The sequence below is a fragment of the Enterococcus sp. BWR-S5 genome (genome assembly GCF_016745255.1).
GTDB lineage: Bacteria > Bacillota > Bacilli > Lactobacillales > Enterococcaceae > Enterococcus_L.
The window spans coordinates 43,270-57,521 of the sequence record NZ_JADOEQ010000022.1 but is presented as its reverse complement, the minus strand read 5'-3'; the positions used below and the strand labels follow the sequence as shown (position 1 = coordinate 57,521).

Genomic DNA, 14,252 nt, shown 5'->3' with positions numbered 1-14,252 from the left:
TTTTCAGCACCGTGAGCAGGCATGGCAAAGCCCAGCAGAAGTCCTGCCACCAAAGAGAGGCGAAGAACGGTTGTAACAAATTGCTTCATGTGTGTGTCCTCTCTTTCGTTAAGGTGTCGGCGTATCGCCTAGAATCCAGGTAATCTCTGCCTGGTATTTCCCAAGCTTCGGTACGCCACCTGCAGGAACTTCCAGCTTCAGACCTGCGCCATTGGCGCTCCAGTCATCACTAACAACATAATCCCCTGCACTTGCATGCGTATGAGTTTTGATTGTGAGTTCAGAATTAAGAGCGAGTGATTCTTCCGTCGTTCCATCGTTAAACTTGATGGCATCTGTTAGAATCTTCGTGCCATCTTCTGTATTCGCCATCACTTTGGTTAGTTTGGCTGTTAGAGTCCAGCTCGTACGATTGCCGCGGCTGTCAGAAACTGTCAGCGGTGCACTCAATTCAGGGTTATCCATCCGCGTATCATTTACTGTCAATGCATGTTTCTTAAAGTCAATGACATCCGGCGCTGAAGTCAGCTGTAAGATACCATACAAGGTACCACCCGGTAGTCCCACTTCATTAGAAAGCACATCAATGACTTTGAATGGTCCGGCAATCGGTCCGGGCACAAACGGATTTGCGGATTCCTGAGGCGAATAGCCTTTGGCTGTTGCCTGATTCAAGATATCCTGATCGACCGTTGCATCACTGGCTACCGTCACTTTGAAGGTCACAACATAGCTGTACTTCGCCGGAGCATCTCCTAGCTTGATACTTAACAAGCGTGTTGTCTCATTGTAGGTGAAGGTATCAGCTGCCAACGGTATAGTTGTTTCCGTACCGGAAGCATCGATTTGTTTAATGGTGATGCCATGATCTGTTGAATCAAAGTCCAACCCGGCGGCAAGCACGTCTTCCAATACGACACCTGTCCAATCGGCAGAATCTGCTTTGTCATTCTTGGCTGTCAGTGTATACGTTACTTCATCACCGATAGAGGTTGTAGCTCCACCGCTGGATGCCGAATACTTAGACAGCTTCGGATTATCTGGAATCACATCTTCAACAATATAATTCGTTGCCTTTTTAAATGTTGCATCACGATAACTCAAATCTGATGGATACGGGTTGATGTTTCCGTCAGCACTGTTTGTTGATGGTGCAACTGGATCCATTGGGAATTCTAAATCTGGTATTCCTGTTGCTTCTCCTGCATTGTCTTGCAAATAAATGGTTACACTGTCACCTGCATTCAAATAGCTTGATAAGTTATGTGACCATGTTCCATCGGCTGCCACTGTCCCTGCTGGAACAAGTGTCCCTGCATTTGAAGTTGAGCTGGTAATCGTTAAGAACACTTTTGCATTTGGTTCAAGATTTTCAGCAGTCAGCTGTTTCGTCGCATTGGTTACTTTTCCTTCTACCAATTCTGCCGGTTCTGGAGGTGTAACATCTAGGACTGTCGTAACAGCATCTGCCTCAGATGTCCAGGGACCTCTGACCGCACTACCAGATATAGTTTGACCAGCCGTATTGAACCTAGTATCACTAACAGTTGCATAGCCTTCCGAATCAGTTTTTACAACATGTGTATCTCCAAAAGTGTCAACATATGTTACTTCAGCCTGATTCTCAGATGCATATACTGGTATCAATACGGTATTTCCGTCTGGGTCAAATTGCTCATCTGCAACATAACCAATTAATACTCTAGCTTTGTATGAATAATCAGCATCAGTTACAGGAACCCATTTCAACTCAGGATTAGAATTCATTCCGGCAATCCGCTTGTAATTGGCTTGCTTGAAGTTCTGTAACCCAGATGTATCTGTGGAAGTAACGGATTCATTGGTTCCTGTCCCGTTAACCTGTAATTTTTCAACCAAAGCATACGTTTCATCTGATGGACCCATCAATGCCGATCCTTTTTTCCAAAGATCAATGTCTGAATCCTCAATAATGAATGTATTGTCTGCTCTGTTCGTAAAGGCTACATCCAAAGCAGTACTATTGTTATTTGTTCCTGTGTTTCGAATATCGTAAGTTTTAGGAGCTTTCATGATAAACTGGTTACCTGTGTGAGATTCTTCCGCAGCAGACCAAAAGTTCGTTGACATATCGATAACTGCACGGTTAGATTTTCCAATTGCAAAGAAATAAGCACCTGGTTCAACACTAAACGTTTGATTATTACCCGAAAACGCAACAATTGCATTGGACTCTTGCAAACTAGTTAAATTGACTTTAGCACCTGCTTTTATCGTACATGAAGCGCCATTTTCCTGAAGCCTTATTGCGCTACCAGGCATTGAAACGTTGAAAATTGTATTTTCTCCAATTGTCATAGCATCATAATAACGATAAATAGCTGGGTAACTTGTTCCAGAGGTTTGAGATTGCGTGAACCTCAGATAACAGTTTTTACCTACTGTAAACTCTTTGCTCTCTCCAGTATCACCAGCTTCTGCCGGCAACTCATACCACACTAGTGAATAATCTCGCACTGTAACATTTCCATACCATTCAGTTTTGTCTTCTACAACGATGCTTCCTGCGTAATAGTTCTCTGATGTTGTATAGAGGTTCATTTTTCCGTACGTAGTGATTTCTCCACGAGTTCCACGAATTAAACGTGCTATCTTATAGTTTTCCTCATTTCTAGTATCAATATTTCCTACTCGGAAATACCAGTTTCTAGCATATGCTGTACCAGAAGTGACATACCCCATAATAAAGCCCCATGTACGGTAACCGCCTAAAACTCCATCAGCATCTGATCTAGTAAGCCCCTGAACAGCTGTCAAATCATGAACATGGACAAAGCCATTTCCCTTTCCAGCCGCCGGAGTTGCAGTCAAAGCTAATGTGTCGTTATACAGATCCAATTCAAAACCTTGTCCATCTATTTCAATGGAACTGTTTCTTCCAGACAAATACAATGCAGTGTTATTTCCTGTAGCTCGTTTACTGATACTCTGAGCCATAATTATCTTCGTTACACTGTTGTCTTCATAGGCAGCTTTAAAAGTAGCCCAATCAGTAACTGTTTTGACATTTGCTTCCGGGTTGAAGTTGAATCGAGCATTTGCCGTAGCATTTGCCGCGTCTAATTCTGCTTGTGTTGGCGGTACATAATCTGTACTATTTCTGTTTAACATTTGGGCAGTTTCCATATTAGGAATTTCTGTTAATTCCGGTTCAAAAAAGGATATTGATTTTTCAGCTAATACCTTATCAGTTGATGATAGCAGCTTAACATCACCGCTTTTTTCAGCATCCTTTTGAGACAGATTTAAAGCAAAAACCAGTGGATTATTTCCTTCCTTAATTTTCAGAAGAAAGCTATTCTCACCATCTTTTTCAACTGTGAAATCTCCATCAAAATCTTCAGAAAGTTCTCTGGTTACATCTTCTTCAGAAATTTCTTTCAGATTTGTCAGTTTCAATTTCAGCTCCTCATCTCCTTGCGGATTGATTCGGATAGTTGCCTTGTTATTTTCAGAAACTTCAATCATATATCTACTGCTCTCAGCTTTCAAAGGGGTGCCCATTTGAAGTAAGCCTGATACTACCAAGCCAAATATCAAAAACAGTACTACAAGCACATTGTTTTTCGTTTTAAGTTTCATTTTTCTCCTCCTTCCCTCAATATTTATGTATCCTGTCTTGCGACTGAGATACGATTTATTTCAACCTCCCTCATTGGGCAAGATCATTAGATTTCATATTGTGTTTTTGATCCCGACCATTTCAGGAAATGAAATACATTAGTATAGTAGAAAAAATATCAATTATTGTTCTGATGTTCCCCACAAATCAAGCATGTAGCCTTTCGAACGAACAGTTCTGACATACTTTGGATACAATGGATCAACTTCCATTTTCTGCCTCAGATGGAACATCAAATTTGCGATTCTGGCTCTGGAGAATGTCTGTTTCTTTCCCCATACGTCCTCATGAATTTCTTCGTAAGTGACAGCCTTACCATCACGAGCAAACAATAGCTCCAGCAGCTGATATTCAAGTTTGGTCAAGCCTATTTCTCTGTCTCCACCAATTACCACACTACGGTTATCATTTAGCAATTCAACATCCGCTTTCCTCTTATTTGCAGTCTCCATTTGCTTGTCTGTATTGTTCAACTGCTGTCGACTCATCATTGTATTTCTAATAATGAGCCGCAGCTCTTCCGGTTCACAGTCCTTATGAAAATTCCCTACAGCCCCAAGCTGTAAGTAGACTAAACGGTTGACCTCCGGAATTTCTTTTGAAAAGGTCCAAACAAATGGAATAGAAGCATTTTTGATTTTCAGAATTAAATTACACGTTTCCCCAACGTTTTTTTGTTCTTCATCAAAGATAATTACTCCATCAATCTTCTTTGAAACAGCGTTCATATTCGCCTCCGGTTCGATGGGGACGACCTGATAATCTTCCTGCTTCAGTAATCTTATGTATTCTTCGCTCAATTCTCCTGTTATGTTTACAATCCCTATTGTCTCCACTTCTAAAACACCCCTTTTCCGAACGCCTATTAGAGCATCGCTTTTTGCTTCGTTCTATTTACTCGTCTTATACATTGATTAGATATCCCTTTGAGCGGATGGTTTTTATAAATCTCGGCTCAAGTGAATCTTCTTCAAGCTTCTTTCTTAAATGAAAAATTACGTTTGAAACACGGAATTTGCTATGCTCAGACTCATCCGTCCAGATTTCCTTATAAATATCTTGATAAGAGATTGCTATATTCGGATTCTTAAGCAGCAATTCCATTATCTTGTATTCTATTCTGGTCAACGGAATCTCCAATGTACCATCAATAACAGCACTCAAGTTCATAGAATTCAATTTCAATGGTCGGTTTTCATCGAGCACTGGTCGATCAACATTTCTCTGTTTGCTAAACTCTTTATACCGCTTCAACGCATTAGACATTGTTAAGATATTCTCTTCTATTTCTGATTCACGTGTAAAAACAGCATCTACTCCCATTTGCAAGTAAATTAGTTTTGCTGAATGGATTTGTTCAGGAACAATAATCCAGATAAATGCCTTGGACTCTTTTTTTACGTCAATGATGTATTTGCAGACCTCACCAATATTATTTAAATCTTCTTCAAAAATTAGGATGCCATCGAACGTTTCTGCTTTCTCAGCTATTTGATACGAACTACTTGTGTTTATACAGTAATTTGACTGAACGAATCTATCTGTATAACTTTCCAATAATGAATCGGCAACAACTGAAATACAATTAAGATGAAACATATTCTTTTTCCCTTCTTGGTTTAGTGTCTATTATTTGCAGAAAAAAACAGATTAATATAAAATTAAAAATCAATCGAGCATTAAATTCGTTGTTTTTCTTCATATTTTTTCTTAAATGTAGCGCATTTAAGAAATGGGGATTTTTTTGCTGATATATCAATGGTTACAGATTTTGGTGACCATTCTTTCGACGGCTATTAATTAAATAAGCATTGTTATTTAACTCATAAAAAAACTGGACAAACGAGTCTATCTCTCGTTTGTCCAGTTTATTCATTTTAGCCATATTAGCTCACTTTTTTCAAAAAGTTATTGAAGGTATCATTATCTTGAAGCTGTTTATCAACAACAGTTACTGCTTGTTTTCGCGTTTCCCACATAGAATCTGTATAGGTATCTAAGGTCATCTTTGTGGATGAATGGCCAAGTATCATACTTAGTGAAGCAATGTCCACGCCCTTTTCCACACAACGTGTAGCAAACGTGTGTCGCAGCATATGAAAGTGAATATCTTTACGCCCCATCTCATCAACTATTTTCTTAAAATGGTAATTGATGATTCGCGGTTCTGAAAAGTTATTGCCACAAGGAATGACAAACTCAGCCTCTTCTTTTCTGATAGTCTCTAAATACCGCTTCAAGTTCGGGGCAATCGGAATGGCACGCACAGAGGATTTGGTTTTTGGAGACCCCAATATTATCTTTGTTTTTAGCTTCTCATTCGGAATCGGTACCCGCACAATTATTCTATTAATGTAAAGAACATTGTTTTTCAGGTCTACATCCGACCATTTTAATCCACTAATTTCACCAATTCTCATACCAGTGTATAGCGACAAGATAATTGCAAAGCAGCCTCTCTTTAAAGCCAATTTCTCCAGTTCCTTCTGTGTTTTTATATCTAATGCAGCTACTTTTTTTCTATCATTCTTAGGTAGGCTGACATTATCACAAGGATTTTCATATATATAAGAAGAAAGTCGTGCTTTTTTCATTCCACTTTTTAAAATATTGAAAATACATCGGATTGTCTGTGCCGACAAATCAATAGAAGAAAGATATTCGATAAAGTGTTCAATATCTTTTGTTTGTAAGGAAACCAGCTGTATTTCTCCAAGCTTCGGAAGGATGTAACGATCCAAATGTCCTCGATAATTCATATATGTAGATAATTTCACCTGTGCTTTAATACTTGTTTCCAGCCAATACATCATCCAGCTTCTTACGGTTTCTGACGCATTCAGCTTCTTTTTTTGAGCAAACGTAAATTGTGCTTTAAGCAATGTCAGTTCTTGCTTTACATCAGAATATTTCTTTCCATATATATAGCCGTATTTGATTTGACCGTCAAACGATCTGGATTTTATGTAACGACCTTCATAACGTCCATCTTTTCTTTTATAAATATTTTCACCTTTTCTAGGCATAAAAATCTCCCTCACTCATATCCCTATTTTTGACTATTTTTTTGACGGCGTAAATTTTTCTTCATTTTTCATTATAAATTCTCATTTTTTTATATTTTATTATAAAAAATTGAAAAAATAATAGTTAAAAACATGTAGAATGTAAAAAGAAAGTATATTATCATGTTAATGTAATTGATTTATTTAAATATTTTTCATCTTTACATAAAAATGAAATCATTTTTATTACATTTTGGAGAAAATAAGATAATTTTTCTCGAATGCGCTACATAAAAGAAAAAAACACTGCACTCGCTAAACCTTCAAAAATTCCAACAAGAAAACAACCTTCTATATTATCATTCAAAGCTGCCTCTTTGTTCTATCAACCAATTTATATTATTTTCCATCTTCTAACAATAACGCTTTTTCTCAATTCTTATGTAAAAATTGATAAAAAATTGATATTTTATAATTAATCAATCTTTAATTGTCGTATAATTACAAAAAAATATTAACGTGATATAATCGATAGGATATTTTTATATCTACATATTTATTGAGGAGGCTTACAATTGAAGCTATTTGAAAAAGATGATGGTCGAGCTTATGAGCTATTGCTTGTTCTTCTCCAAGAAATAAACAATCCTGACTTAACAGTCGCCCATCTCTCAAAAAGAATGAACACGGATAGACGAATCATCCAAAAATATCTTCATCGCTTGATTGAAGATAATAAACATATTCACACATCTGAAAAGTTAGACTTACATATTTCGCGGGGTGGCGTGATTACACTCTCCATTCCTGCCAGTTTTGATAAAAATGCTTTTAAAGCGTTATACTATGAACGCGCAACCAGCTTTAAGCTGATGATTGATATTTTAATGGGACGCTTTGTTTCAATAGAAGACTTTGCCGATAGAAATTTTATAAGCATTCCATCTGTTTATCGAAAATTTACTTATCTGAAAGAGCAGCTTAATGTGTTACAGGTTGGTTTAGATTTGAAAAGCGAAAGAAAATTTATTGGCTTAGAACGTCAAGTTCGCTTATTCTATTTCTATTTACTATCTGACGTTCAAAATTATCTTACTATTCCGGATTTTCTTACTATTAAAGGAGAAAAGCGATATAGCAATATTTCGAATCTGTGGCTGACGATTACCTATTTTCGTCTTCGTTCTCAAAACTATGTGCGGCAAGTGGATCAACTCGATCAGGTAACAACATTTCCCACAAAGGAATCAGAGTTTCATTTTCTATCGGCACAGACTTTGGGAACCGTCTTTGATTCGTTCTCTTTAGATCCCCAGACATTAGCGGCAGAACAACATTGTCTTTATATTGTCTTCAGCTCTACAATGGGACTCTTCTCTGATATGCAGACATTATCTGAGGTCTCTGCACCATATTCCGGTAATCAACTCAAAACAACAATAGAACAGCTTAGTTACACATGGCTTCAGCTTTTTATAGACTTTTTCAACTTATCTGTTGATGAAAAAAGCTTCAACTATATGTATCAGGTCATGCTTAACGCTCATGCAATCAGCTTCATATTCAAAGGAAAAGTTCATTGGATTCATCGAATGGACGACTACAGTTTGGTTATTTTAGAAAATAGTGCCTTAGACGAAAAGATCGAAGCCTTTTTTAATCTATTGAAAAAAAACTCGAATTTTAAAATTTTTAGCAACCTGGAATTTACTGTTGCCTTTTCTCTGGGCTACACCTTTTTCATACATAGCTTCCTTACACTCCTTAGTCCGCCAGTTCGTATTCATGTGTTCTCCAAGCTTGGGTATTTAGCTGCCTCCTATTTACAAGAAAAAATAGTAAAATTTTCCATGGTACCAGTAACCTTTGTCGAAAATGAGCAGTTGGCAGATATACTAATTAGCGATACCTATAATCCATTTATGAGTGATAAACCTACGATTCATACACAACCACTGCCTCAAGAGCATGAGCTGGCACATATCAAATCTGTCGTTGAAAAAAAATATTACGAAAATATCTTAAAGAATCAGGATTTAAGTTATTACAGCATTGCTGAATAAAATTGATAGTGAAAAAGGGCACAAAACCGCAGTAGTCCAGTTGGCGGTTTCGTGCCCTTTTTTTATTGCTATAATTGGCTGACCTTATTCACTGCTCGCAGCAGTCGTTTTGTTCCATCCATAATTTTCTCTCTTGGTGCCCCGAGGTTTAATCGCAGATAATTTGCTCCTTCGATACCATAGGTTTCCCCTTTCATGATTGCTACTTTTTCCTGATGAACAAGAACTTGTTGCAGTTCATTCATAGAAACGGGTAAGTTCGTCAGCTCCAACCAAGCCAAATAAGTGGCCTCCGGTATATAGCTGGTAATGAAGCGATTTTCCTGCAGCAGCTCTAACATTTGTCTGAAGTTCTCATCAACATAGTGATTCAGCTCATTTAGCCACTGCTCCTGATGATTATAGCAATCCTGTAAAGCCAGCATCCCGAGGTAAGGTACTGAGGATAGGCCATCTCGTCCTTTTAGGATGGATGAAAAACGAGCTCTCAGCCCCTCATCAGGTACAATGGCATACGAACAGCCCAAACCCGGACTATTAAAGGTTTTGGACGCTGAAGAAAGCAAAACCACAGGAACCTTGATTTTTTCTTGAAGAGTCAAAATGGGGATATGATTGACTCCCTCACGTAGAATGTCCATATGAATCTCATCACTGACAATCGCTACCTGATATCGATTGCAAAGCTCAATGAGCTGTTCCAGTTCTTCCATAGTAAACGCTCGTCCTGTTGGATTATGAGGATTACATAGTAAAAATATCTCCGGCTTCTCTTTCTTGAAGCACTCCTCCAGCCTTATAAAATCAATACTGAACTGCTGTTTTTTTTGTAAACTGACTGATAAAAGCGTTCGGTGATTTTCCTTTATCACATTGAAAAAGGCATCATAGCATGGCGTTAGGGTGACGATTTTCCCATTCTTTTTTGACAGCAGTTGAATGAAGACTGAAAGACTGTAAATGACACTTGGACTATAGCTAATCCACTCCTCCTCAATGTTTGCATGAAATCGTTTGGCAAACCAGTCGCTGACAGCACCTTTGAAGTCATGATGATTCCAACGAGTATAACCAAAAACACCTTTAGTTACTGCCTGAGAAAGAACCTCTTTCGTACCGAAAGGAATCTCAAAATCCATATCCGAAATTGAAAACGGCAGCAAATTCTTCTCACCAAATCGATCCTGAACGTAATCCCATTGAGTCGAATAAGTACCATATCTGGATATCTTCTTATCAAAATCAATCATGGACTTCCTCCATTTCCTTCTCTAATCGTTCAATGTAACGACAAATCAATTTCACTGTATTCCTACAATCTGCCAAGCTGACCATGGAATGCCACGAGTGACAATAGCGCACCGGAACGCTAATCACAATTGTCGGTTTTCCAGCATAAAGCTGAATGGAGCCGGCATCAGTGCCTCCGCCGGTAAGCTGATCGAACTGCCATGGTATCTGTGATTGTTCGGCCGTCTCCTGCAGAGCATCTGCCAATGTCATATCGGCGAGAGCCGTTTTATCATACAAGCAAATCCCCGGCCCATTCCCCAATATTCTTGTTTTTCTTGCAGCTGCCTTTGGTGTGTCTTTTCCGTTTGCTACATCAATAATAATATTAATGTCTCCATTCACTCTTGGTGCAGCAACTTTCGACCCTCGGGTGCCCGCCTCTTCCTGCGCTGTCGCAACACCGATTACTTCGAGATGCGAGAGCGGCTGTTTATGAAAATGGTCCATGATTTCAGCAACTACACTACAGCCAACACGGTTATCTAACGCCTTCCCAATGATATACTGGCCGTTCTCACTCACCCGTGCCTGTGTATCAGGTGTAATCATGTCTCCGATTTGAATGCCGAATGCCGCAATCTCTTCTTGACTTCCTACGCCCATATCAATATACATCTTCTGAATAGGCACTACGTTATTATCCATCACAGAGCCTTCCGGTAACGTCCCGACAATGCCTCGATAAACCTGTCCATTCTTTCTTGCTGTGATTCGAACAGATTGTCCTAGAATCACATGCCCCCACCAGCCGCCAATCGGTTGAAAATAAATGAAGCCTTCCGGATCAATCTCACGAATAAAAAAACCAACCTCATCTAAGTGAGCATAAATAGCCACCCGTTTTTTGTATGTTGACAGATTACCAAAATAATAGTTTTTGAAATCATCACAGAAATGTTCCTGTGATATAGTATCTGCTAAGTAATTACCAATAGCCTCTTCTCTTCCGGCAATACCATCCAGATTTGACAACTGCACCAATCGTTCTTCCAGCTTCATTTAATCACCAGCCAATCTTTCGGTGTCTTAGTAAGACATTCCACGTTTCCTTGCGCGTTGATAAAGACATCATCCTCGATTCGAACACCAAATTTTCCTGGGAGATATACCCCAGGCTCAACAGTAAAGGTCATTCCTGCAGAAATCATTTCTGCTGATGCCTTATTTACGGCAGGATACTCATGACAGGACAAGCCAATGCCGTGACCTAGACCATGAGAAAAATAGTGATCCAACCCTTCGTTTTTTAGATAATCGCGGGCTGTACTATCGATATCGTTAAGCATTTTTCCTACAGCGATACTCTCGATTGCACGCTTTTGAGCTGTCAGCACCTGCTGATAAACAGCTTTAATTGATTCGTCTACCTCACCAAGAGCAAAGGTACGTGTGATATCAGAGTAATACCCCTCATAAATACAGCCGAAGTCAATCATCAGTAACTCATTTTCCCGAATCATTTTTTTCGAAGCGTGGGCATGTGGTAACGCTGTTCTTTTCCCCGAGGCAACAATCGTCTCAAAGGCTGGCCCTTCACTGCCAATTCGCTTGCTGTAATAATCAAGCTCATTTGCTACATCCAGCTCCGACATTCCAGCCTTAATAATCGTTGTAATATATGAGAAGGCTTGATCTGCAAGGCGAGCAGCCTCTCGCAGACTCGCAAGCTCCTGCTCTGTTTTAATCATTCGCATTTTTTCAATCCACTGATTCGTCGTGGACAGCTTTGCATTTGCAGTCTTCACTACTTCCTCAAGTCTTAGAAACTGTTGATAACCAATGGTTTCCGCTTCAAATCCAACGATGCGATTCTTAATAAGTCTAGCTAAGCAGCCCCATTGATTGACTGCATCTGATGTCGTTAAGATGTCACAATGCTTTGTTTGCTGTTCAGCCTGTTCCGTATAACGTCCATCGACAATTAAGTGATTTTTATTTTGTCCAATCAGCAACAGACCATTCGAGCCTGTGAAGCCTGTTAAATAACGACGATTACTCTTATCTGTCACAAGCAGATAGTCCAATGATTGCTCAGCCAGCTTTTCTCTAAGACGAATCATTCTTGCTTCCATCTTCTTTCCTCCTAAAAATCAAATAGCGCATGATTGAGAAATCAGTTTGCTAACCACTCCCTCAACCATGCTGCCCTAAAACTATAGATACTCGTTTCCTTCATTTCTTATTAAGTGTTGCTCTTAAAAGTCTAAATCAGCCAGCAAGGCTTCATCCTCTTCACTGATTACATTGCTTGCTTCTTTTGCTGTCTTTTCCTGTTCCAGCTCTTGACGTTCAAGAACCTTAAAGAACGGCAGATAAAGGGCAAAGGATAGTCCAACCTGAACCACTTGAATGATAATCGCCCGCCAGTCAAACCCTGTCAGGAAACCCTCCATGAAAATTGGTACATAAGGTGGATCAAAAATTGGGTAATTTAAGAATCCCAGTTTCATACAAATCATCGGAATCATCCCAACAAAGGCTCCGCCAAAAATAAATGGAATCATCAACACCGGATTCAATATAATCGGTACTCCGAATAAAACAGGCTCATTGATACCAAACAACGATGGCAGCAGTGCCACAGCACCAACTTTTTTATAGCGCAAGGATTTACTGACCAGCATGGCAATGACGAGCCCGATTGTTACGCCGGAGCCTGTAAAGTTGGCAAACGCTGATAATGTCCCACCTGTAATAACATGCGTCAGCGGTTCTCCTGCTTCATGAGCAGCAATATTTTCAGACAAATATTGAACAGCAATTGGTGAAAGAATGGGTGAGAGAACTGCGGAATGGATACCAAAGAACCAGAAAACCAAGCGCAGAACCAGCACAAAATAAATCACCCACATAGAGTCCAGCCCGCCGATTGCCGGTGCCAAAAGCTCCATGATAACCTGAGGCAGTAGCGTACCGCCGGTCATTGCATCTGTAATTGCCCGTATGGTGATAAAGAGAACACCAATCGCCGCAGTGGGCGTAATCAGCTCAAAAGAGCTGGAAACAAAATCCGGTACCCCTTCCGGCATCTTAATAACAAGCTTATGCTTCGTAAAGAACTGATAAATTTTTACACAAATAATAGCAATAAATATACCGGCAAACAGCCCTTTTGAATCTAAATGGGTTGCGATAATATTGCCGTTCTCATCTACATCCATCGCCACCAGCAGAAAACCGATTGCCGCTAGAATCATAGAGCCGATTGTATACAGCTTCAGTTGTTCACTCAGAAAGTAAGCGATAGCCAGTACCGCATACAAGCCAACCAGTCCTAACGATACTTTTGACAGCAGACTGAAAATGTACCCATATTGATCGAACCAATTTTGCACAGCGGAAACCTTAACGAATTCCGGAATCGATGGGAAAATAGCTGCAACCGAGCCTAAAAGTAATGCCGGTGTTAAGACCACCATTCCCTTTTTGATTGCGGTCAGGTAGACATTGTTATCTACCTTGTTGGCAACAGGTACTAAAGTTTTACGAATAAAGCCTTCGACCTTATCAAAAGCGGAAACTTTTTGTTGTTCCATTTTTTTCTCCTCCAACTCATTGAATGATTATTTTTACTGACTTTTGCGATAAGCCAGAATTGCCTGTTTCATGACCGTTGCCCCATCCATTGACCCATAAATGTCTGAAGTCAGCAACACGGTCGGTTTACTGATTTTTTCTGCTTCTCCTTTAATGTAGTCATACTTGTGACTAAGCTGCGGTCCAACTAGAATAACATCATAATCATTGATGTAACGATCCAGCTTATCAACGCCGATTGCCTCCATTGGATAATCTTCAACCTCCAGCTTTGCAGAGTCCTTCACTACTTTTTTCATGGCTTCCATCATCATTGTCGTTGAAAAACCACCTGCACAAACCAATAGTGTTTTCATTTTCTTCTTCCTTCCTTCTACTATTTTTTCTGTTCCTTCAGCATTTCAATCATTTCTTCGATTAAATCACGCGCCAGCAAGCTATTCATCAAATGATCCTGCGCGTGCACCATTAATAGAGTGATCTCTGTTTTATCTCCATTGATTTCCTTGGTAATTAGTGTCGTCTGCTCCTCATGAGCTGTGATACTCTTTTCTTTTGCCTCCTTCATTTTCTCGTCGGCCGCCTCAAACTGCCCTTTCCGAGCCAAGCGTAAAGCTTCAAAGGCTGCGCCTCTACTATCTCCTGCTGCTGAAATAATTTGAAAAATACTTTTTTCCTGTTCGTTCATCATCT

Annotated in this window: 11 protein-coding genes; 1 reads left to right on the top strand and 10 read right to left on the bottom strand. The window is 39.5% G+C overall.

The features are described 5' to 3' along the window. Positions 1-108 precede the first annotated feature (108 nt). The 4 genes from IW510_RS19570 to IW510_RS19555 form a co-directional block, all read right to left on the bottom strand. Complete coding sequence (locus tag IW510_RS19570; protein WP_202062573.1) at positions 109-3,621, bottom strand: pectate lyase-like adhesive domain-containing protein; 3,513 nt, start codon at positions 3,619-3,621, stop codon at positions 109-111. Positions 3,622-3,783: 162 nt separating this feature from the next. After that, complete coding sequence (locus tag IW510_RS21625; RefSeq protein ID WP_202062571.1) at positions 3,784-4,497, bottom strand: winged helix-turn-helix domain-containing protein; 714 nt, start codon at positions 4,495-4,497, stop codon at positions 3,784-3,786. A 67-nt stretch (positions 4,498-4,564) separates the two neighbouring features. Further along, positions 4,565-5,260 (bottom strand): winged helix-turn-helix domain-containing protein, encoded by a 696-nt coding sequence (locus IW510_RS19560; RefSeq protein ID WP_202062569.1) that lies wholly within the window; start codon positions 5,258-5,260, stop codon positions 4,565-4,567. A 287-nt stretch (positions 5,261-5,547) separates the two neighbouring features. Then, entirely contained in the window at positions 5,548-6,687 is a 1,140-nt protein-coding gene (locus IW510_RS19555; RefSeq protein WP_202062567.1) for a tyrosine-type recombinase/integrase, read from the bottom strand. 554 nt (positions 6,688-7,241) lie between these two features. Here IW510_RS19555 and IW510_RS19550 point away from each other — a divergent pair. Beyond that, entirely contained in the window at positions 7,242-8,729 is a 1,488-nt protein-coding gene (locus tag IW510_RS19550) for a helix-turn-helix domain-containing protein (protein ID WP_202062566.1), read from the top strand. 68 nt (positions 8,730-8,797) lie between these two features. On the opposite strand, the gene IW510_RS19545 is transcribed toward IW510_RS19550, so the two are convergent. The 6 genes from IW510_RS19545 to IW510_RS19520 all read right to left on the bottom strand — a co-directional run bounded on the left by IW510_RS19545 (position 8,798) and on the right by IW510_RS19520 (position 14,250). Continuing rightward, on the bottom strand, positions 8,798-9,979 hold the full coding sequence (locus tag IW510_RS19545; protein WP_202062564.1) for a MalY/PatB family protein: 1,182 nt from the start codon (positions 9,977-9,979) through the stop codon (positions 8,798-8,800). Then, positions 9,972-11,021, bottom strand: coding sequence for a M42 family metallopeptidase (locus IW510_RS19540; protein ID WP_202062562.1), 1,050 nt, complete (start codon positions 11,019-11,021; stop codon positions 9,972-9,974). The genes IW510_RS19545 and IW510_RS19540 overlap by 8 nt, the downstream gene beginning before the upstream one ends. Next, positions 11,018-12,094 (bottom strand): M24 family metallopeptidase, encoded by a 1,077-nt coding sequence (locus IW510_RS19535; RefSeq protein WP_202062560.1) that lies wholly within the window; start codon positions 12,092-12,094, stop codon positions 11,018-11,020. The genes IW510_RS19540 and IW510_RS19535 overlap by 4 nt, the downstream gene beginning before the upstream one ends. Before the next feature lie 123 nt (positions 12,095-12,217). Further along, positions 12,218-13,558 carry a PTS sugar transporter subunit IIC gene (locus IW510_RS19530; RefSeq protein ID WP_202062558.1) on the bottom strand — a complete coding sequence of 447 codons (1,341 nt, stop codon included), beginning with the start codon at positions 13,556-13,558 and terminating at the stop codon, positions 12,218-12,220. A 33-nt stretch (positions 13,559-13,591) separates the two neighbouring features. Next, a complete protein-coding gene (locus IW510_RS19525; protein WP_202062556.1) occupies positions 13,592-13,915 on the bottom strand; it encodes a PTS sugar transporter subunit IIB in 324 nt (107 codons plus the stop codon). Between the two features lie 20 nt (positions 13,916-13,935). Beyond that, the gene (locus IW510_RS19520) at positions 13,936-14,250 is read right to left on the bottom strand and encodes a PTS lactose/cellobiose transporter subunit IIA (protein WP_269092882.1); all 315 of its coding nucleotides are present in this window, start codon (positions 14,248-14,250) and stop codon (positions 13,936-13,938) included. Positions 14,251-14,252 lie beyond the last annotated feature (2 nt).

Coding starts and splice junctions, on each gene's coding strand:
- IW510_RS19520 (WP_269092882.1), bottom strand. CDS start 14,250: ATGATGAACGAACAGGAAAAAAGTATTTTTCAAATTATTTCAGCAGCA.
- IW510_RS19525 (WP_202062556.1), bottom strand. CDS start 13,915: ATGAAAACACTATTGGTTTGTGCAGGTGGTTTTTCAACGACAATGATG.
- IW510_RS19560 (WP_202062569.1), bottom strand. CDS start 5,260: ATGTTTCATCTTAATTGTATTTCAGTTGTTGCCGATTCATTATTGGAA.
- IW510_RS19540 (WP_202062562.1), bottom strand. CDS start 11,021: ATGAAGCTGGAAGAACGATTGGTGCAGTTGTCAAATCTGGATGGTATT.
- IW510_RS19535 (WP_202062560.1), bottom strand. CDS start 12,094: ATGGAAGCAAGAATGATTCGTCTTAGAGAAAAGCTGGCTGAGCAATCA.
- IW510_RS19570 (WP_202062573.1), bottom strand. CDS start 3,621: ATGAAACTTAAAACGAAAAACAATGTGCTTGTAGTACTGTTTTTGATA.
- IW510_RS19545 (WP_202062564.1), bottom strand. CDS start 9,979: ATGATTGATTTTGATAAGAAGATATCCAGATATGGTACTTATTCGACT.
- IW510_RS19555 (WP_202062567.1), bottom strand. CDS start 6,687: ATGCCTAGAAAAGGTGAAAATATTTATAAAAGAAAAGATGGACGTTAT.
- IW510_RS19530 (WP_202062558.1), bottom strand. CDS start 13,558: ATGGAACAACAAAAAGTTTCCGCTTTTGATAAGGTCGAAGGCTTTATT.